The sequence below is a fragment of the Parahoeflea alexandrii genome (assembly GCF_027214025.1).
GTDB lineage: Bacteria > Pseudomonadota > Alphaproteobacteria > Rhizobiales > Rhizobiaceae > Hoeflea > Hoeflea alexandrii_A.
Genome location: NZ_JAPWHB010000005.1, coordinates 153424 through 173857, shown reverse-complemented (window position 1 = coordinate 173857; position 20434 = coordinate 153424). Strand labels below are relative to the sequence as shown.

Below are 20434 nucleotides of genomic sequence, written 5' to 3'. Positions count from 1 at the left end.
CCCTTCTCACCACCGGAGACAGACAAATGACCCCTCCTTCGCACCTGGCCTATGTGCCCTTCATCAGCGTCGAGAACATGATGCGGCTCATTCATTCGATCGGCATGGAGACGATGCTGAAGGAACTGGCCGACGTCATCGAGCACGATTTCACCCGCTGGCCGCTGTTTGACAAGACGCCGCGGGTCGGCAGCCATTCCGATGTCGGGGTGATCGAGCTGATGCCGACTTCGGACGGCGATCTCTACGGCTTCAAATATGTCAACGGCCACCCGTCCAACACCAAGCAGGGCCTGCAGACGGTGACCGCCTTCGGGCTCTTGGCGCAGGTCTCCTCGGGCTACCCGGTGCTGCTCTCGGAGATGACGGTGCTGACGGCGCTGAGGACGGCAGCGACCTCGGCGATGGCGGCGCGGCACCTGGCACCGAAGGGTGCCAAGGTGATGGCGGTGATCGGCAACGGCGCCCAGTCCGAGTTCCAGGCGATGGCGTTCAAGGCGGTGGTCGGTATCGAAGAAGTGCGGCTCTATGACATCGACCCCGCGGCAACGGCCAAATGCGCGCGCAACCTCGCCGGCTCCGGGCTGAAGGTGACAAGTTGCAGCTCCTCGCAGGAGGCGATGGAAGGCGCACAGATCGTCACCACCTGCACCGCCGACAGGCAGTACGCCACCATCCTGACCGACAATATGATCGGTGACGGAATCCACATCAACGCGATTGGCGGCGACTGCCCGGGCAAGACCGAGCTGCACAAGGACATCCTGCTGCGCTCGGAGATCTTCGTCGAATATCCGCCGCAGACGCGGATCGAGGGCGAGATCCAGCAGATGCCGGAGGATTACCCGGTCACCGAACTGTGGCAGGTGATCACCGGTGAGGTTCAGGGCCGGAAGTCGGCGTCACAGATCACGCTGTTTGACGGCGTCGGCTTTGCCATCGAGGATTTCTCGGCGCTCAAATATGTCTACCAGCGGGCCCTGAAGACCGGCCACTTCCAGCAGCTCGACATGATCGCCGATCCGGACGATCCGCGCGACCTGTTCGGCATGCTGACACGCGCCGCCGAGCCAGCCTGACCGCCGCGCGGCCCGGAAACCGTGCTGCAACCGGCTTGGCGAAGGCGGTGACACGGGGTATGGACGGGCATGACCAGTGCTGACCTAGAAACCCCGCCGATCCGCCTGCTTGTCGATGCCGATGCCTGCCCGGTGCGCGAGGAATGCGTCAAGGTGGCGCTGCGCCACGACGTCAAGGTGACGTTCGTGTCCAACAGCTACTTCCGGATCGAGACCGATCCGCTGGTCGAGCGCGAGATCGTACCGGGAAATTTCGATGCCGCCGACGACCGCATTGTCGAGCATGTGACCAGGCGCGCCGTTGTGGTGACCGCCGACATCCTGCTGGCAGAGCGCTGCCTGAAGGCGGACGCTGCAGCGGTGATGAGCCATACCGGAAAACCCTTCACCCATGATTCGATCGGCATGGCGGTGGCGACACGTTCGATCATGGCGGACCTGAGAGCCGGCGGCGCGCAGGTCGGCGGCCCGGCGCCGTTTTCCCGCCAGGACCGGTCACGCTTTCTCTCGGCGCTCGATCTGGCCCTGGTACGGTTGAAGCGGCACGGCTGAACGCCCGATTCAGGCCTGTCATTTTCGCCTCATACAAGGCAATCGTCCTTGTTTTCCATTTCTTCTGGACAATCGGCGCGCCCCGCGCTCAATTGAGCCGATCAGCTTACCGGGGGATATCTCTCATGGCCTATGTGGACATGCTCAAGACATTTGTGCGCGTTTACGAGCTGGGCAGCATGTCGGCCGCCGCGCGCGATCTGCGGGTGTCGGCGGCGGTCTCCTCGAGCCGCATCTCGGATCTCGAAAAGAGCCTCGGCGTGCGGCTGTTCAACCGCACCACCCGCAGCCTGCGCGCCACGGCGCATGGCGAGCTGTTCTACAAGGGCGCGATCAAGATCCTCGATACGATAAGGGAAGTCGAAGGCGGCATCGCCGAAATCACCGCGCAGCCGAAGGGAACGCTGTTCATCTCCGCCCCGCTGGCGCTTGGCAAGAAGCTGGTGGCGCCGCTGATACCCGCGTTCAAGGCGGAATATCCCGACATCAATGTCCGGCTCAGACTGTCCGACCGAAAGGTGGACATTGCCCAGGAAGGGCTCGATGCCGCCTTCGTGCTCGGGCCGCTTCCCGATTCGGATCTGAGGGTACGGGCGATCCACGAGTTCGAGCGCGTGCTGGTCGCCTCACCCGCCTATGTCAAGAAGCACGGCATGCCGGAAAGCGGTGACGAGATCATTGCCGAAAAGCACAAGTGCCTGCTGTTGCGCTATCCCGGCGCAACGGAGTTCTACTGGAACCTGATGGTCGACGGTGAAGTCCGCGCCTTCCATCCCGAAGGGTCACTCGAAAGCGATGACGGCGATGTGCTGACGGCCTGGGCGCTGGCCGATTGCGGCATCGCCAGCAAGACCCGCTACGATGTCGCAGCGGAGCTGGACGCCGGCCGCCTGGTGCAAGTGGCACAATCGACTCCGCAGACGCCTCAACCCTTCTCCTGTCTCTATCCTCACAAGCGGTTGCAGGATCCGAAGGTCAAGCTGTTCATCGACCATGTCATCAAGGGGATCCGCGCCGAGATAGACCGGGCCGCGGCATCAACATCTTCAGGAAAAATTTGAAACCGAACTGCATTTTCTTTGCATACTATAGGCATTGAAATCCGGTTCCGGCGAACCGGACGCATTCGTCCAGGAGACACATGATGAGTGAGAACATGCCGGCGCAGCTTCCGGGTTTCGCGCGCAATTCGGTCAACCTCGCATCGGCGGGACTTGGTGCGAAGGGCATTTCTGTTACCGACGAATTTTTTGCGCCACTCGAGCGCATGCTGAGCGATCAGCCGGCCGTCTTTATCGAAGACAAGTACGATGACAACGGCAAGTGGATGGACGGCTGGGAAAGCCGCCGCAAGCGGGTTCTCGGCCATGACCATGCAGTGATCCGGCTGGCGGTGGCCGGGCGCATCGACGGCTTCGATGTCGACACCTCGCATTTCACCGGCAACTATCCGCCGGCCGCCCGCATCGAGGCCTGCAATGTGACGGGCGACCCGGATGAAAGCACGGAGTGGACGGAAGTGCTCGGCACCTCCCCGCTGGGACCGGGCGCGCATCACTATTTCGCGTCGACCTCTTCCGAGATCTTCACCCATGTCAGGCTGCACATCTATCCCGATGGCGGCGTGGCGCGGCTCAGGGTCTTCGGCCAGCCGTTCCTCGACCGGTCGCGGCTGGGCACCGGCCCGGTCGAACTGTCGTCAGCACTCAATGGCGGACGGATCGTCGGCTTCTCGGATGCGCATTACGGCTCCTATCACCGTCTGCTGGCGCCCGGACGCGGCGAGAACATGGGCGACGGATGGGAAACCAGCCGCCGGCGGGTTCCCGGCAACGAGTGGATCGTGATCGCGCTCGGCGCTCGCGGCGTGCTGTCCGGCGCAATCGTCGACACCGCTTATTTCAAGGGCAATTTTCCCGACATGTGCTCGATCCAGGCCGCCGACATGAGCGAATTCGGCACCGATGCGGGCGATGCAATCATCACCGCGTCGATGTTCTGGCCGGAACTGATCGGGCAACAGAAGCTCTCGGCGGACCATGTGCACGACCTGTCGGCGCATATCCGCGACATCGGCCCGGTGACGCATGTGAGGCTCAACATTTTCCCGGATGGCGGGGTCAGCAGACTGAAACTGACAGGTAGTCTCGCCTGATCAGGACATGAACGGACATCATGGCAAGGGTCCGGGTTTTCTGAGGCACTGACCGGGGCAATGATCTGGCGCGGGGGCGCAGCCGGATCATTTCGAGGTCGACAGTGACTGGCTTTTCAGCCGGTTCGCAGCAAGTGGGGGCGGCGAACCGGTATGACTAACGCCCCTGAGGGAAAAGGACAGCCTATGGCCGACTCATCGCTTGGAACCGCGGAGCAACTGCGGGATCCCAATTACACACCACCGCTTGCCAAAGCCGTTCCGCTGGGGATCCAGCACGTGCTGGCAATGTTTGTCTCCAACGTCACGCCAGCGATCATCGTTGCCGGCGCCGCCGGCATCGGCTTCGGCTCGGACCAGGGCGCGGTCGGCTTCCCCGACATGACCTACATGATCCAGATGTCGATGCTGTTCGCCGGCATAGCGACGCTGTTCCAGACCATCGGCATGGGTCCCGTCGGCGCCCGGCTACCGATCGTCCAGGGCACCAGCTTCGCCTTCGTGCCGGTGATGATCCCGGCCGTCGCGGGCCTCGGCACCGCCGGGCTCGCCGGGCTGATGACCGGCGTGATGATCGGCGGCGTGTTTCACTTCTGTCTCGGCTTCTTCGTCGGACGCATTCGTTATGCTTTGCCGCCGCTGGTGACCGGGCTTATCGTGCTGATGATCGGCCTGGCGCTGGTCAAGGTCGGCGTGCAATATGCCGCCGGCGGCGTGCCGCTGATGGGCAAGCCGGAATTCGGCAGCCTGGCCATGTGGATCCCGGCTCTGGTGGTGATCGTCGTCACCCTGGCAATCAAGTTCTTCACCCGCGGTTTCGCGGCCGTGGCGGCCGTGCTGATCGGCATCATTGCCGGCTACATCGTGGCGCTGTTGATGGGCCAGGTGAACTTCGCAAGCCTGGCGCGCGCCAGCTATTTCGCACCGCCGATCCCGTTCAAGTGGGGCTTCGAGTTCAACTTCGCCATCGTTCTGGGCATGTGCTTCATGGCCATCGTCTCAGCCATCGAAACCGTGGGCGACACCAGCGGCATCACCAAGGGCGGGGCCGGGCGTGAAGCCACCGACAAGGAAATCGAGGGCGCGACCTTCGCCGACGGTCTGGGCACCGCGGTCGCCGGTGTCTTCGGCGGCCTGCCCAACACCTCGTTCTCGCAGAATGTAGGCCTGGTCGCCATGACCGGCGTGATGAGCCGTCACGTGGTTACCATCGGGGCGATTTTCCTGATCGCCGCAGGCTTCATCCCGAAGGTCGGCGCGATCATCAACACCGTGCCGATCAACGTGCTCGGCGGCGGCGTCATCGTGATGTTCGGCATGGTCTGCGCGGCGGGTGTCAACATGCTGTCGGATGTCAACTGGAACCGCCGCAACATGGTGATCTTCGCCACCGCCCTGTCGATCAGCCTCGGGCTGCAACTGGTGCCGGAAGCCCTGCAGCATCTTGGCAAGACCGCCCAGATCCTGTTGACCAGCGGCCTGCTGCCGGCGGCCCTGATCGCCATCGTGCTGAACCTTGCGCTGCCTGAGGATCTTGACGACTGAGGTCAACCGAAGCTTTAAAGACAAGAAGCCCCCGGTTCATCGCCGGGGGCTTTTCTTTGTGACCCAATCGCAGGGCTGAACGTTTTCGCAGCTTGCCGGTGTTCTCAGGTGGCGATCTGCGCCGCCAGGCGAATGGCCGAAATATTCTGCGCCCAATCATCTTCGCCGGCGCCGTTAAACACCGCCGAGCCGGCGACCAGGACATCGGCACCGGCGGCGGTGACCAGTGGGGCTGTCGCCGGAGTGACGCCGCCGTCGATCTCGATGTGGATCGGACGGTCGCCGATCATCTTTTTCACCCGCGCCACCTTGTCAACCACCGACGGGATGAAGGCCTGGCCGCCAAAGCCGGGGTTGACGGTCATCAGCAGGATCAGGTCGAGCCGGTCGAGCACATATTCGATGACATTCTCGGGCGTCGACGGATTGAGCGAAACCCCGGCCTTCTTGCCGAGCGCGCGGATCGCCTGCAGCGATCGATCAAGATGCTTGGTGGCTTCGGCATGCACCGTGATGATGTCGCAACCGGCATCGGCAAAGGCCTCGAGATAGGGATCGCAGGGCTCGATCATCAAATGGCAGTCGAAGACTGCCGTCGTGCGCGGGCGCACCGCCTTGATGATGCCGGGGCCGAAGGTGATGTTGGGGACGAAGTGGCCGTCCATCACATCGAGATGGATCCAGTCGGCCCCGGCGCGCATGACACCTTCGATATCATCGCCCAGGCGGGAAAAGTCCGCCGACAGAATGGACGGGGCGATCAGGATGGGCTTGGACACTGTGGGCTTGGACATGGCGCTAACCTCGGCGTGGGAGCGGCCGTGCCTCGTGGCTCCGGCCCGTTGGACAGCGGTTTGCCCGATCAGGCGCGCCAAGGTCAAGACGGCTTTGGATCAAGCCTGTGCAAAGCCCTGCGACCTCTTGCCCGAATCATGCCGCAGCGGGCAGGCTCGCTCCGAACGCCAAAGGAGCCCTCGATGCCCAGACCACCGATCAGCCATTCCATCGTCTTCACCTACACGAACGATCTGGAACGCGGCTCGCGGTTCCTGCGCGAGGTGATGGAACTGGATTTCGTGGTCGACCAGGGTGCCTGCCACATCTACCGGCTGACGCCGATGAGCTATATCGGCGTGTGCAACCTGCCCGACCGCCCGCAGGGGACGGCCGGCGTGACGCTGACCATCGTGTCGCCGGATGTGGACGGCTGGCGCGATTTCCTCGAGGCCAAGGGCGTGACCTATGTCAGCGGACCCGAGCACAGCGCTGAGTTCGGCGTCTACTCGTCGCTGTTCCATTCGCCGGACGGCTACCGCATCGAGATCCAGAGTTTCGACGATCCCGACTGGGACAAGCGGATCGTCCCGATCTGATCAGTACCGGATCGGATCGCGGGTCATCTCCAGGTGCAGCACGCTGCCGGTCCAGGGATTGGCCTCGCAGACCGCCTCATCCAGTTCGACGCCCAGCCCCGGCTCGTTCGACGGGATGACATAGCCATCCTGCCATTCGATCTTCTTCCTGAGCACCTCGGCGTGGAACCCGTCCCAGGTCTTGATCGATTCGAGCACCAGGAAATTGGGCAGCGTCGCGGCGAGCTGGATGTTGGCGGCGGCGACCAGCGGGCCGCAATAGCAGTGCGGCGCGATCTGGATGCCGAAGGCCTCGGCCATGCCGGCGATTTTCTTGGTTTCGAGAAGCCCGCCCGAGCGGCCCAGGTTGGGCTGCAGGATGGCTGCTGCGCGGGTTTCGATGACGCGGGCGAATTCATGCTTGGTGACCAGCCGCTCGCCGGTGGCAACCGGGATCGACGTGGCGCGCGCCACTTCGGCAAGCGCGCCCAGCTGATCGGGCGGCACCGGCTCCTCGAACCACAAGGGATCGGCGGCCTCGATGGCGCGGGCCATGCGGATGGCGCCGGCTGCGGTGAACTGGCCGTGGGTGCCGAAGAGGATGTCCGCGCTTGTGCCGACCGCCTCGCGCACCGCGCGGACCATGCGGGCGGAGAGATCGATGTCGGCGAGAAGCGGCTGATGACCGCCCTGCACCCGGTAGGGGCCGGCGGGATCGAACTTGACTGCGGTGAAGCCCTGCCGGACCGCTGCAAGCGCTGCCGAGGCGGCCATGTCGGGGTCGTTGTAGACGTTTTTCGGGCTGTCGGTCTCGGTCGGATAGACGCTACCGGTCTCCGGATAGAGATAGGTGTAGGAGCGCAGGCCCTCGTGCACCCGGCCACCGAGCAGCTTGTGCACCGGCTGGCCCGCCTCCTTGCCGATGATGTCCCAGCAGGCCATTTCCAGCGCCGAGCAGCAGGCCATCATGGTCATGTCCGGGCGCTGCGAGAAGCCCGAGGAATAGCAGAGCCGGAAGAAATTCTCGATGTCGTGCGGATCGCGACCGACAAGGTAGCGCGCGGCGACATCCTCCATCAGCTTCGCAGTCAGATGCGGATCGAAGGCCGCATCATAGGCCTCGCCATATCCGACGACACCGCCATCGGTGACCAGCTTGACGAAGAGGAAGTAGCGGCCGCCGGTCTGCGGCGGCGGGTTGGCAACCACGAAAGTCTGGACATCCTTGATCTTCATGACGTGCTCCGGAATCTCATCTCAATCGGGCGCAATCGATCAGGTATCGGCGCGGAAATCCAGCCCCGCTTGCGACATCGCGAGGCATGTGTCACCAGCGGATTTTTCGCCACACCCTTGTTGCAGATCAGATCCGCTTCAGAAAACCGTCGGATGAGGCGGTGATCATCAGCTTGGACTCGATTACGTGATCGATCTCGAAATTCAGCGGTTGGCCGTCAGCGCCAGACCGATTGGCACTGTCCTGATCGGCGAGATAGGCGTGGACGGCCGTCTTCGGATTGTCGCCCTTGCCCCATGGCCGGTCGGCGCACATGTCGGCGGGCAGGTCCTCGACACCGCTGTCCCAGACCACGCAATAGGAGCCTTGCGAGACCAGCGGCGCGTAGGCGTGGAGTTCGGCCAGTACGTGCTCATGGGTGTGGTTGGAATCGAGGAACACCATCACCCGGTCATAGCCGCTGGCGATCGCGTGGACCTCATCGACAACCGCCTTGTCGATCGCCGAGCCCTCGATCATCTGGATCTTGTGCTGCATCGGATGCGCCAGGATACCGGCGCGGTTGTGGGGGCGGATATCGATGTCGATGCCGACCACCTTGCGGCGGCTCGCCATCGGATCGAGCACGGTGCCGGCCGTGACCGCATCGCAGTAATCCAGCATGGCCAGCATCGAGGCGCTCATCACCAGAGAGCCGCCATGGGCGATGCCGGTCTCGATGATCAGGTCGGGCCGGCAGTTCCAGATCAGTTCCTGGTAGGCGTAGGTGTCCTGGGGAACCTGGATGATCGGGCGGCCGAGCCAGCTGAAATTGTAGGCGTACTTGTAGCGGATGCTTTCGCGCACCCAGACCTGGGAAAGACCGACAAAACCGGGATCATTGGCCGCGGCGTTTATGTTGTTCTGCACATAGGCGGCGAATTCAGTTTCCTGGCTCACGGGTAAATCCTTGTGTTCGACAGGTTCTGATGCGCGAACCTGCTAGCGCGGTTTTCGGAAAGCAAATTGGATGGCACGCCTGACGGGATCCGGCCAGGCAGCTCGGATAGGTTCAACCCGGTGGATATTGCAGGATCCGGCCCGGTGCGCGGGGATGAGTGAACAGACAAACCCACTTTCAGTCCGCCTGCAGGTATTCGAGCGTAATATCGTCAACCAGGAACTCGCCGTTCCTGCAGACCACCCACCAGAATCCGTCGCTCATGTTGACCGATACAAACTCCTCGGAGACTGCCAGACATACACCGGGGTGATAGCCAAAATCACCCTTGATGTAGTCCCTGTCCTTGTATTCCCTTGCCAGGTTCACGAGTTCCGCGGTTGGAAGCCTCTCCAGATCGTCGCCGCAGATGATTCCGAAATCCTTGTTGATCAGCCTTTTCGCATTGACGATATCGGACTTCACCGAGTCATATTTGTGGTCGGCATCGATATAGATGAAATCGAAGCTGCCATCCTTGAACATCGGCAGCAATGCCGAGGATTTTCCGCGTATCAACGAGACATTCTTGTCGTCCTGCTCGTTCTCGAACTTTCGGACATTGAGAAATGCCGACAGGAACGCCTCCGACGTCAGGCTGTCCATCTTGGCATAGTCCCAGTTTGCCGATCCGAACTGATCGCCCGAAACATCCGCCGCCGACGCATAGGGCCGCCAGGCGTCCAGCAGGACCACATCGGAGCCGGGCATGAAATTCTCAAGCCAGATGCTTGTGGAACCCGCGCCGTACCAGACGCCTATTTCGAGCGCCTTGACCCTGTCCCTGAACGCCTTCCTTGCCAGCGCCGACATGAGGGCGGCTCGTCTGGTTTGCGCGAGGTTCTGATTGAGTGCTTTCACGCGGTTGTCCCCAGGCGCGGCAGTGTTGCTTTCCATATCCATCCTCGCTTGCGATCCTGAAGGTCAGCTGACCGTTTCAGGCATCCGTTCCCCGGGAATCGCGTAAATGACGGCACCGGTCCCGCACCAGCTGTGGGTTCGCATCAGCAGAACATAATCCTTCAGGTTCTCGCGCATCCAGCGGGCGGTGCGCCACAGGCCGTCGGCATCGTGATAGACCGTGAGGGCGATCACCGGCCGGCTTTTCGATATGGTCGCAAGTCCGCCCCTGAGCGCATCGAGTTCGCCGCCTTCGAGATGCAGCTTGATGAACCCGGGTGCGAGACCGGCTGCATCGATGGTGTCGGTCTGGATACCGGTCTGGCCGGTGTCCGCAAACTGCGACATGAATCCGAGCCCGCCGTGAAACCGGCGGGAACGCGAAGCGGCGTCAAGGGCAGCCCGGCGCAGTTCGATGCGCGCGACGGCCTCGTCCGGCAGGCTCGCGACCCAGCCGGCATATCGATCGGCGTTTTCATCATCCGGCTCGAAGGCGACGATGCGGCTGCCGGCCCCGGTTGCGGCCAGAAATGCCGCGGAGACGCTGCCATGATGGGCGCCTCCATCCAGCAACAAGTCGTCATCCGCGAGCGCGGCAAGAACCTCGGGAATGAAGAAACGGTTTGAATTGTCGACCGGTACGCCGGAGAACCGCCATTCCTGCCGGGCCAGCCGCCAGGCGAGAAAGGTGAGATGGTGCGCGCGGGAAAGATCGTCGTCCCACGCTTCGAGGCATCCGGCGATTTCGACCAGGTCAGTCGGCTGTGGCTGGTCGGCGAACCAGCCATTGGACAGCGGATGGGCCGGGCGGAAACTCTCGGCCACATCGTAGAAGGGAACGACGTGCCGCCAGCCCTGGGCTTGAAGCTCCTCCATGATCGGCGTGACGGGGGCGGTGACAATACTGACGGCCAGCAGCGCCTTGGATTTGAGCCGGTCCGGCACCTCGTGCGGCGCCAGTAGCTCGACACCCTGCCAGGCGTCGCTGCCACGGATCCGGTCTGCCCGGGCGTCGACGACCAGTGCCGGCTCCACGCCGACGTCCCGCAGGAAATCCAGCGCCATCCTGCCGAAGGTGCCCGCGCCATAGATCACCAGTGGCCCGGCCGGGGCGACGGGCGCAGCTAGGCAGGGCTGGTGGGCCAGATCGTCCAGCAGCCTTCGCGCTTCCGAACACTCGGGAACTCCATCAAATGAGCGTGACGGATAGAGGCTCTCCACGTCAAAATACCCCGCGTCATGCCCAATAGCTGAGGGGGAGATTTTCGTCATGTTTGGACCGCTTCCCTTGTGCGACACTGCATGAGAGAATCAGATTCCCCGGACAGGACACGTCTCGTGGCGGCAAATAACACCCTTAAGCTTTTCCGGGCCTTGCCTTGAGCGTCGTTCTTGTCAGCGGCGCAAGCGGCTTTGTCGGTGCGCAGATCGTCAACCAGCTTTCGGGAAAGGGGCACGCCTTGCGGCTCGTGGCCCGGCCCGAAGCCGCGGTGCGGCTTGCATCGAGGTTCCCGGACGCCACGGTCGTGCAATGCCAGGACCTGTTTGCCCAATCGGTCGACTGGTGGACCGAGGCCTGCGAGGGGGTGGATGCCGTCGTGCATGCGGCCTGGTACGTGAACCCCGCCGATTACCTCGATTCCGAGAAAAACGCTGCCTGTGTCTCGGGCAGCTTCCGGATGGCGCAAGGTGCGGCGCGGGCCGGCGTCCGGCATTTCGTCGGGGTGGGAACCTGTATGGAATACGCGCTGCCTTCAGAAAGGCTTGAGGTCGGTTCGCCGACCGCACCGACCACGGTCTACGGCGCCTGCAAGCTGGCGCTGTTCGAAATCCTGGACGCCCTCTTCAAAGACACCGGTGTGCTGTTTTCCTGGTGCCGGCTGTTCTACCTGTATGGCGAGGGAGAGAATGAGAAACGTCTCTACCCCTATCTCAGGCGATGCCTTGAAGCGGGCGAGACAGCCAAACTCGGGGCAGGCACCCAGTTGCGCGATTATCTCGATGTCGCGGTTGCAGGCGCCCGCATCGCCGGCGTCGTGGACACTGGTCAGGCTGGCGCAATCAACATTTGTTCAGGTCAAGCGGTGAGTGTTCGCCAGTTCGCCGAGAGCATCGCCGACCGGTACGGGCGGCGCGACTTGCTCGAGTTCGGAACCCACCAACCCCATCCGCGCGATCCTTCCGCGGTGGTTGGTGTGCCAAATCATGTCTTTGAAGGATCAAAAAGGGACGCACGGTCATGAAAGCTCAGCTGAAACCGCGGATCAACCTCGAGGACAGGACCGCGCTGGAAACTGTCATTCCGCTCGAGACGCCCTTCGTGGTGTTCGTGGATCCCTCGAGCGCCTGCAATTTCAAATGCACGTTCTGCCCGACCGGACACCGGGACATGATCGCCGATACCGGCAGGTTCCAGGGTGCGATGAAGTATGACCTCTTCACCAAGATCATCGACGACCTCGCCGAGTTCGGCAAACCGATCAAGGTCTTGCGGATGTACAAGGACGGCGAGCCGTTCCTCAACAAGCGGCTGGCCGACATGATCGCCTATGCCAAGCAGAGCGGCCATGTCGACTACATCGACACAACCACCAACGGCACCTTCCTGACGCCCGAGCGAATGGGCCCCGTCATCGAGGCCGGCCTCGACAAGATCAACATCTCCGTCGACGGCATGAACAAGAACACCTATCAGCGCTTCACCAAGTTCAACTTCGATTTCGATAGCTTTGTCGAGAACGTCAAATGGGTCTACGCCAACAAGGGCGACATGGAGATCTCGATCAAGATCCCCGGCGAATTGCTGGAACCGGGCGAGCGGGAGAAATTCTTCGACACCTTCGGCGACCATTGCGACCGGATCTTCGTCGAGAACTTTGCCCCCTGCTGGCCCGAATTCGACATCGAGAAGCACACCGGCGTGAAGATCGAGAAAGGCATCTACCAGCAGGAAGTCTCCAACACGGAAACCTGCCCCTACATCTTCTATTCCATGTCGGTGAACCCGGACGGGCTGGTCAGTTCCTGCTTCCTCGACTGGTCGCGCGATCTCATCATCGGCGACGTCAAGAGCCAGTCGATCCGAGAGGTCTGGAATTCCGACAAGATGAACGCGCTCAGGCTGCAGCACCTTGAGGGCCGCCGTTGCGAGAACGGCACCTGCGGCAGTTGCGGCCAGTTGAGCCATTGCCTGCCCGACAATATCGACCCGTACCGGCCGATGCTGCTCGAACGGTTCCGCGAGATGGTCAAGCTCGACCCCGACGTCTCGGCGCCCGGCGCCAAGCGCGCCGCCCCGGTCATCGCCGCCGAATGAAAATCGTCCACATCACCCCGCATCTGGGCGGGGGTGTGGGCAAGGCACATGCGGCCCTGTGCGCTGCGGACAGCGAAGCCGCCGGCCGCCACTACGTGCTTCTCGAAGAGCCGCGCGACCACCGGCACCTGGATGACATCCGCGAGACCGGCGCCGATGTCACGATTGCCCCGGACCGTCAGACGATCGGCGAGCTGATGGATAGCGCCGACATCGTCCAGTTCGAATGGTGGAACCATCCGCTGATGTGCGGGCTGCTCGCCGGCCCGCCCCTGCCCGCGATGCGGTCGGTGTTCTGGAGCCATGTCTCCGGCATCGCCGCACCGTTCATTCCGGCAGGACTGGTCGCGGCGGCCGACCGGTTCGTCTTCACCTCGGCCTGCTCCAGGCTTGCCCCCAACCTGTCCGGGCCAGCATCTTACGGCCTTGAGCGGACAGCCGTCATCAACAGCGGCTTTGTCCATGCAGGCTCCGGCGCCGGCGAGGGTCCCGACCGTGAGAAATGCGGCATCAGCTACCTCGGCACCGTCGAGTTCACCAAGATGAGCCCGGCGATGATGCAGGTCGCCGACCGGCTGGAGCGCGAGGGCGCGAGGGTCGATGTCTGGGGAGACGTTGGCGCCCAGAGCCCGGTCCGCGACGCGGTCGCGGCGATGAAGCATCCGGAGCGGCTTCGGCTGCGGGGCCACACCGGGGATCCGCGGGCGGCACTGTCGCGGACATCGGTTTTTCTCTACCTGCTGCAGCCGTTTCACTTCGGCACCGCGGAGAACGCACTTGTCGAGGCGATGTCGCTGGGATGCGCGCCGCTGGTCTTCGCCAACCCCTGCGAGCTGGAGATCGTGCGCGATGGCGAGACCGGCCTGGTCGCAACGTCGGTCGACCACGCCATCCAACTGCTGAACTGGATGCTTGAGCACCCGGACGAGGTGCGCCGGATGGGCGAGACGGCGCGGGCGGAGGTGCTCGAGCAGAAAACACCGGATCGCTCCATCGCCGCTTTTCGTGGCCTGTGGCAGGAAGCCATGCATCAGCCTAAGCGGAGACCCGATTTTGCCGGAGCGCTCGGTCCCACGCCACGCGACTGGTACGAGGCGCTGCAGGGCGGGCCGCAGGGTGAGAATCCCTCACCGCAGACGGGCCAGGCGGCCTCCAAGGGCAGCCTCGCCCATTTCCTGGCCTGCTATCCCGATCTTGACCTCGCACCGGGGACGCCCGAAACCTCCAACGCCTGACGACAGATCGAGGGTTACCCATGCGCCGCGCCACCGGTTCCGCCTCCGCCGGATCGCCCGGGCGGGCGTCGCCACTTCGGGTCAGCGTCACGCAAGCTAATTTTGCGAGCGTATACTTGGCGTTTGTTGCCAGACAGGAGCTTCAACTTTGGTGTATTACACGATCTGTATCCCCACGCGGAACAGGCAGCGCTACTGCATCGAAGCCATCAAGGCCATTGCGGAATCGGACGAAACGGATTTCGAAGTCATCGTCGCCGACAATTCCGACGATGCCACCATTCTCGACGACTATTTCCGGACCCAGTTGAACGACAGCCGCTTCAGGTTGCTGCCGCCAACCGGCACGGTTCTGCCGATGGTCGACAACTGGGAACGCACCATTCCCGAAGTGCGTGGCCGCTGGATCACGATGATCGGCGACGACGACCATATCGATCCAGGCGTTCTTCAGCTTCTCAGGCGCTATGAGCGCGATCAGCCAGATCTTGAAGTGGTGGGCTGGGCTCGCCTGAACTTCAACTGGCCGGACAACCGCATAATTGCAACACTCGCTGCAGTGCCGGTTGGCCATGGCACTCATGTTCCCGACAGGAAGATCATGCGTGATCAATTGTATCGCTGGAGCCAACGGGAAAGACGCCCTGCAGGCGGGTTCGGTATCTACCATGGCGCGGTCCGCCGTTCGCTGATGGAGCGAATCAAGCGAAAATTCAGCAATCGCTATTTCGAGAATCCGACCGTAGATTTTGACAATATCTGCAAGGTTATACTCGAAGCCAAGTCGATGATTTACTGCCAGCGGCCGTTTTCAGTCCTCGGAGCCTGTGCTGCGTCCAACTCGTCCAGCACTCAGTCCTTTGAAGTCATGCAGAAGCTTGTCGATGAATACTATAGCGAACTTGGCAGTCACGAGCGGATCGAGAACGAAGACTTCCCATTCTCGCCCAGGCTGCCCGGGCTTGCCATCATTTCGTCGATTGCAGCAGCAACCTGGTGGTTCTGCCGCAAGTACGGCGTCGAGAATGAAGGGTTCCAGGAGAATTTCGCCCATTCGGCGATGCAGGAATGCCTGATGTCGCGAACGATTGAGGAATACCGGATCAAGGTTGAAGGGTTGAAAAGGGGTTTTGCAGCATTTGAGGACGGTGCCTGGGCTGCCCATTTCAATCCGCCTGAACACTTCACTCCGGCAAAGTCACAAAACGAGCTCACCGGAGTGCACCGCGGATATCTGTATATCCGCGAGAGCGGGCTCCCGAAGATCAAGACGCCTGCCGAGTTCTATCACTTTGCTGAATCCTTCCTGATGCCGGTCAAATATCTGGTTTCGGCAAGACAGGCGTTTGCGGCATGACGTTGCTTTCAATCTGCATCCCTACCCGCAATCGGCAAATCTATGCCATGTCGGCGGTGCGCGAAATGCTGACTTCCGAACGGGACGACTTCGAAGTGGTTCTGGCGGACAATTCCGATGATGCCGCACCGCTGGCAGAGTTTGTCGCCAACTGCGCCGACCCAAGGCTCAAGCTGCTGCCGCCCCAAGACCAGGTGCTGTCGATGCGGGCGAACTGGGAGCGGATCGTCAGGGAAACATCGGGCGAATGGATCAGCTATATCGGGGATGACGACTATCTTGATCCTGAGCTTTGCGAGGTGATCCGCGTTACCAAGATGGTCGTGCCCACTGCGGATGCGCTGACGTGGGGACGGCTCCATTTCATCTGGCCTGAAGCACGCAGTGGCCCCGAGATCACCAAGGTATCGTGTGGGAACCATCTGATCAGGATCAAGAAAGAAGACATGATCCGCAAGCTGTTCTTCTGGGAAGATGCCTCCGACCGGCCGAAATGTCCTTTCGGAGTCTATCATGGTGCAGTCAGGCGCACCCTGCTCGAAGACATCCGCAACACCTTTTCGGGTCAGTATTTTGGACATCCGATCGTCGATTACGACAATATCTGCCGGACGTTGATGGTGGGTAACAGTTTTGTATATTTTGAGCGTCCAATGTCGGTGTTCGGAGCTTGCAAGGCGTCAAACACGATGGGATTGCGGGACGAGAAATTGGCGCGCACCGTGATTGAAACCTTCCTCCGGGAAATGGATGGAAAGATCGAAGCAGCGAATTTTCCCTTCCCCATCGAACTCGGGATCACCGCGCAGATTGGCCATGTGATCGAAGCCTTCAAGCAGGAGCAGGGCATCGAAATCACTGCGTGGGAAGACAATTTCATCAAGGCCTGCGCGCTTGATTGCGAGAGCCAGCCTGATCGCAAGATCTTCGAAGCCCGCAAGGATGCCTACCGGAAGGCAATTCTTGAGTGGCGCGGCAAAGACGCCCTCTCCTCATTCGAACCGAAATACAAGTTCCGCACCGACATTCCGTACTTTGTCGGGTTCCACAACAACGAACTCCGATTTGACATGGGTATCGGCGCCGCCGAATCCACAGCGGAGTATTATGGTATCCTCGACACCATGATGTTTCCCATTCATCTGCTCGAGAGCCGTTTGCTGTAATGAACGGAACCAGATCCCCGATAAGCCCGGGGTGCGGATATCACTGCCCTGGCTATGATCTGTGATGCGCACTGAACCCGGCTTCCGGAATCGCCGTAGCCTCCCATGACCTCCCCGACTCGAGACCGCACTCGAACGCAAGGAACAATCCAAGATGAGCTCTTCCGAAGACATGTTTTTTTACCCCTCCAGCGGAGAAGATTCATTTTTCGAGAAACTGAAGGCGATAACGGACAAGTACCCGCACGACTTGCGCCACTACCTGGACCTTGTGCCGGTCTATGCGAGCCGCAGGAGCTTCATCCGACAATTGGCGCACTACGAACTGTTCAAGCTGACCATGGACCTGCCCGGACATTATATCGATTTCGGTGTCTACTTCGGTCGATCCTACTTCACATGGCACAAGTTCATCGAGACCCTGACGCCAACCGCAACCCACAAGAAGGTGATCGGCTTCGATACGTTCGGGGGCTTTCCGGAACTGGCGCCACAGGACGGGGACGAAGACACGTCGGTGGAAAAAAGGACCGGCGGGTTGAGCTCAAGTTCGTTTCTCGAGGAATTCAAGCTGCTCCTTGAGCTTCACAACCAGGATTCGGTCATACCGGCCAACCGTGGCAGCATCATCATCGGAAACATCGTCGAAAGCCTGCCCGCGTGGCTCAAGGCCAATTCCGAAGCCCGCTTCTGCCTGATCAACATCGACGTCGATATCTATGAACCCACCTATGCAATTCTCGAGAATTGCTGGGACCGGCTCGTTCCCGGCGGCGTCCTGATCCTCGATGAATATGCCACCAGCAAATGGCCGGGAGAAACCAGGGCCTGGGACGAGTTTGCCGCCAGGAGAGGGCAATCCCTGCCCGTCAAGCGCTTCCCCTGGGCAAATGCTCCCGGCGGCTACGTGATCAAACCCTGACCCGTTGCAAGTCCGCCGGACGCAAAGCTGGCGGTTCGATCGGGACCGGCGCGGCAGGCGTTGCCGAATCGACAGGCAACCACGCACAGTAAAGCCGGAACGGATAAAGAGCGCATCGCCCAGTTTGCGCCAAAACGGCAAAATGAATGTGCGACACCCCCTGTTTTCCGGCCCACAGATGTTGAAAGCCGCGGATTTCACTAGGTGTTTCCATTTAAATCGATTGAATACCTAAAAACCTCGAGCGCTCCAACTTTTCCTGTTCTCGCCGTTCAAAAACACGCTATAGAGGCTGGAAGGGGAAAGAGGGCGCATGAAAGCGCTCCCCATAAAAAGACGAGAGGACAGCTGCCTCATGGAGTATTTTCTTCAACAGCTTATCAATGGGCTCACTCTGGGCTCCATTTATGGGCTTATCGCCATCGGCTACACCATGGTCTATGGCATCATCGGCATGATCAACTTTGCCCATGGTGACATCTTCATGGTCGGTTCGTTCATCGCGCTCGCGACGTTCCTGGCGCTGGTCGCCATCGGCATCTCCGCCCTGCCGCTGATCCTGTTCATCACGCTTCTGGTGGCCATGCTCTTCACCTCCGCCTGGGGCTGGACGGTGGAACGGCTGGCCTACAGGCCGTTGCGCGGATCTTTCCGGCTGGCGCCACTGATTACGGCGATCGGCATGTCGATCGTGCTGCAGAATTTCGTCCAGATCACGCAAGGCGCACGCGTCAAGCCGCTGCCGCCGCAGATCCAGGGCGGCGTCACGCTGATCGAAGGCGTCACCGAGAACGGCACTATCGCGGTGCAGTTGTCCTACATGCAGATGATCATCATCGCCACGACGCTGGCCTTGATGATCGGCTTCTCGCTGCTGATCTCCAAGACATCGCTGGGCCGGTCGCAGCGCGCCTGCGAGCAGGATCAGAAGATGGCCGCGCTGCTCGGCGTCAATGTCGACCGCACCATTTCGCTGACCTTCGTCATGGGCGCAGCACTTGCTGCGGTGGCCGGCTTCATGTTCCTGCTGCTCTACGGCGTGATCGATTTCTACATCGGCTTCCTTGCCGGGGTGAAGGCGTTTACCGCAGCCGTGCTCGGCGGGATCGGTTCGCTTCCGGGCGCCATGCTCGGCGGCCTTCTGATCGGCCTGATCGAAGTGTTCTGGTCGGGGTATTTCTCGGTCGAGTACAAGGACGTCGCCGCGTTCTCGATCCTGGTGATCGTGCTGATCTTCATGCCGTCCGGATTGCTTGGCAAACCCGAAGTCGAGAAAGTCTGATGAGCGCCGCCGTCAAACCCGGCCTTGTGGCCGACTCCGTCAAGGATGCAGCGATAGCCGCACTCCTCGTCGCCGTTCTGGGCTTTTTCTTCTTCGCCCTTCGCACCGACATCGGCACCGGTGGCCTGGATCTTACCTACCGGTGGGGACTGTGGTTCATCGCGATTGCGATCGCCTTTGGGGGACGGTTGCTCTTGAACCTCTTCGTGTTCAAGACTGCCAAGCCGATCACCGGCGGAATGAGCATCTCGATCCCCGAGGGCGTCAAATCGGGTATCGGCCGCGTGCTCGGACCGGTGCTGCTGCTGATCGCGCTCACGCTGCCGTTCATCGTCATGGCCGTCTATCCGGACCGCGACCGTCAGTTCATCGACCTTGCTATCCTGATCATGACCTATGTCATGCTCGGCTGGGGCCTGAACATCGTGGTCGGTCTCGCCGGCTTGCTGGACCTTGGCTATGTGGCGTTTTACGCCGTCGGCGCCTATTCCTTCGCGCTGCTGGCGCAATATTTTCAAATCGGATTCTGGACGGCGCTGCCGCTGGCCGGTCTGCTTGCGGCGGTGTGGGGGATCATCCTTGGCTATCCGGTGCTCCGGCTGCGCGGCGACTATCTCGCCATCGTGACACTGGCCTTCGGGGAAATCATCCGGGTGGTGCTGCTCAACTGGTATGAGTTCACAGGCGGCCCGGACGGAATTTCGGGCATTCCGAAGCCGAGCTTCTTTGGCCTCGACTTTTCGCGGACCGGCGGCTTCGCGGAATTCTTCGGCCTCGATTACGATTCGATCCATCGCTTCATCTATCTCTACTACATCATCCTGATCCTGGCGCTGATCACCAACTTCGTCACGCTGAGGCTGCGCAAGCTGCCGATCGGGCGGGCATGGGAAGCGCTGCGCGAAGACGAGATCGCCTGCCGTTCGCTGGGGATCAACACCACCAACACCAAGCTGACGGCGTTCTCCATCGGCGCGATGTTTGGCGGCCTCGCAGGTTCGTTCTTCGCCACAAGGCAGGGGTTCATCTCGCCCGAGAGCTTCACCTTCCTCGAATCGGCCATCATCCTGGCAATCGTGGTGCTTGGCGGTCTCGGCTCGCAGATCGGCGTGGTCATCGCCTCGGTGGTGATGATCGGCGGCATCGAGATCCTGCGCAACCTCGGCTTCCTGAAGGAGATCTTCGGTCCCGATTTCGAACCCACCCAGTACCGCATGCTGATTTTCGGCCTCGCCATGGTTCTGATCATGGTGTGGAAGCCGCGTGGCATCATTTCCAGCCGGAACCCTTCCGCGGTCTACAAGGAACGCAAGAAGATCAGCTCGGACATGGTCGCTCAAGGTGAGGGCCACTGATG

The 20434-nt window shown here is 61.3% G+C and carries 19 protein-coding genes; 14 read left to right on the top strand and 5 right to left on the bottom strand.

Going from position 1 to position 20434, the window contains the following annotated elements; all coding sequences use genetic code 11:
• The first annotated feature begins 26 nt into the window (after positions 1-26).
• The 5 genes from O4H62_RS17245 (at position 27) to O4H62_RS17225 (ending at position 5331) form a co-directional block, all read left to right on the top strand.
• On the top strand, positions 27-1079 hold the full coding sequence (locus tag O4H62_RS17245; RefSeq protein WP_269389719.1) for an ornithine cyclodeaminase: 1053 nt from the start codon (positions 27-29) through the stop codon (positions 1077-1079).
• A gap of 69 nt (positions 1080-1148) precedes the next feature.
• Entirely contained in the window at positions 1149-1631 is a 483-nt protein-coding gene (locus O4H62_RS17240) for a YaiI/YqxD family protein (protein ID WP_269389717.1), read from the top strand.
• A gap of 125 nt (positions 1632-1756) precedes the next feature.
• Positions 1757-2692, top strand: coding sequence for a LysR family transcriptional regulator (locus O4H62_RS17235; RefSeq protein WP_269389715.1), 936 nt, complete (start codon positions 1757-1759; stop codon positions 2690-2692).
• An 83-nt stretch (positions 2693-2775) separates the two neighbouring features.
• Positions 2776-3786: an allantoicase gene (gene alc, locus O4H62_RS17230; protein ID WP_269389713.1), complete on the top strand. Its 1011-nt coding sequence runs from the start codon at positions 2776-2778 to the stop codon at positions 3784-3786.
• A 186-nt stretch (positions 3787-3972) separates the two neighbouring features.
• Positions 3973-5331 (top strand): uracil-xanthine permease family protein, encoded by a 1359-nt coding sequence (locus tag O4H62_RS17225; RefSeq protein ID WP_269389711.1) that lies wholly within the window; start codon positions 3973-3975, stop codon positions 5329-5331.
• A gap of 104 nt (positions 5332-5435) precedes the next feature.
• Here O4H62_RS17225 and rpe read toward each other — a convergent pair whose 3' ends face one another.
• Positions 5436-6125 (bottom strand): ribulose-phosphate 3-epimerase, encoded by a 690-nt coding sequence (rpe, locus tag O4H62_RS17220; RefSeq protein ID WP_430538460.1) that lies wholly within the window; start codon positions 6123-6125, stop codon positions 5436-5438.
• A gap of 183 nt (positions 6126-6308) precedes the next feature.
• Here rpe and O4H62_RS17215 point away from each other — a divergent pair, with 183 nt between their 5' ends.
• Positions 6309-6704, top strand: coding sequence for a VOC family protein (locus tag O4H62_RS17215; RefSeq protein WP_269389710.1), 396 nt, complete (start codon positions 6309-6311; stop codon positions 6702-6704).
• Here the strand turns inward: O4H62_RS17215 and O4H62_RS17210 are convergent, their stop codons facing one another.
• The 4 genes from O4H62_RS17210 to O4H62_RS17195 form a co-directional block, all read right to left on the bottom strand.
• Entirely contained in the window at positions 6705-7919 is a 1215-nt protein-coding gene (locus O4H62_RS17210; protein WP_269389709.1) for a mandelate racemase/muconate lactonizing enzyme family protein, read from the bottom strand.
• Positions 7920-8046: 127 nt separating this feature from the next.
• Positions 8047-8859: a cephalosporin hydroxylase family protein gene (locus tag O4H62_RS17205; protein ID WP_430538459.1), complete on the bottom strand. Its 813-nt coding sequence runs from the start codon at positions 8857-8859 to the stop codon at positions 8047-8049.
• A gap of 178 nt (positions 8860-9037) precedes the next feature.
• A complete protein-coding gene (locus O4H62_RS17200) occupies positions 9038-9760 on the bottom strand; it encodes a class I SAM-dependent methyltransferase (RefSeq protein WP_269389708.1) in 723 nt (240 codons plus the stop codon).
• Positions 9761-9823: 63 nt separating this feature from the next.
• Positions 9824-11071, bottom strand: coding sequence for an FkbM family methyltransferase (locus tag O4H62_RS17195; protein ID WP_269389707.1), 1248 nt, complete (start codon positions 11069-11071; stop codon positions 9824-9826).
• A 107-nt stretch (positions 11072-11178) separates the two neighbouring features.
• On the opposite strand from O4H62_RS17195, the gene O4H62_RS17190 reads away from it, so the two are divergent.
• From O4H62_RS17190 to livM, 8 genes are all read left to right on the top strand, one after another.
• Positions 11179-12042 (top strand): NAD-dependent epimerase/dehydratase family protein, encoded by an 864-nt coding sequence (locus O4H62_RS17190; protein ID WP_269389706.1) that lies wholly within the window; start codon positions 11179-11181, stop codon positions 12040-12042.
• Positions 12039-13115, top strand: coding sequence for a radical SAM protein (locus O4H62_RS17185; protein ID WP_269389704.1), 1077 nt, complete (start codon positions 12039-12041; stop codon positions 13113-13115). The genes O4H62_RS17190 and O4H62_RS17185 overlap by 4 nt, the downstream gene beginning before the upstream one ends.
• Complete coding sequence (locus tag O4H62_RS17180) at positions 13112-14350, top strand: glycosyltransferase (RefSeq protein WP_269389703.1); 1239 nt, start codon at positions 13112-13114, stop codon at positions 14348-14350. The genes O4H62_RS17185 and O4H62_RS17180 overlap by 4 nt, the downstream gene beginning before the upstream one ends.
• A 151-nt stretch (positions 14351-14501) precedes the next feature.
• Entirely contained in the window at positions 14502-15707 is a 1206-nt protein-coding gene (locus O4H62_RS17175; RefSeq protein WP_269389701.1) for a glycosyltransferase family 2 protein, read from the top strand.
• Positions 15704-16873 (top strand): glycosyltransferase, encoded by a 1170-nt coding sequence (locus O4H62_RS17170; RefSeq protein WP_269389699.1) that lies wholly within the window; start codon positions 15704-15706, stop codon positions 16871-16873. The genes O4H62_RS17175 and O4H62_RS17170 overlap by 4 nt, the downstream gene beginning before the upstream one ends.
• A gap of 154 nt (positions 16874-17027) precedes the next feature.
• Positions 17028-17795: a TylF/MycF/NovP-related O-methyltransferase gene (locus O4H62_RS17165; protein WP_269389697.1), complete on the top strand. Its 768-nt coding sequence runs from the start codon at positions 17028-17030 to the stop codon at positions 17793-17795.
• Positions 17796-18150: 355 nt separating this feature from the next.
• Positions 18151-19077: an ABC transporter permease subunit gene (locus tag O4H62_RS17160; RefSeq protein WP_269389695.1), complete on the top strand. Its 927-nt coding sequence runs from the start codon at positions 18151-18153 to the stop codon at positions 19075-19077.
• Positions 19077-20432 carry a high-affinity branched-chain amino acid ABC transporter permease LivM gene (gene livM, locus O4H62_RS17155; RefSeq protein ID WP_430538458.1) on the top strand — a complete coding sequence of 452 codons (1356 nt, stop codon included), beginning with the start codon at positions 19077-19079 and terminating at the stop codon, positions 20430-20432. Before O4H62_RS17160 ends, livM begins: the two co-directional genes overlap by 1 nt.
• Positions 20433-20434 lie beyond the last annotated feature (2 nt).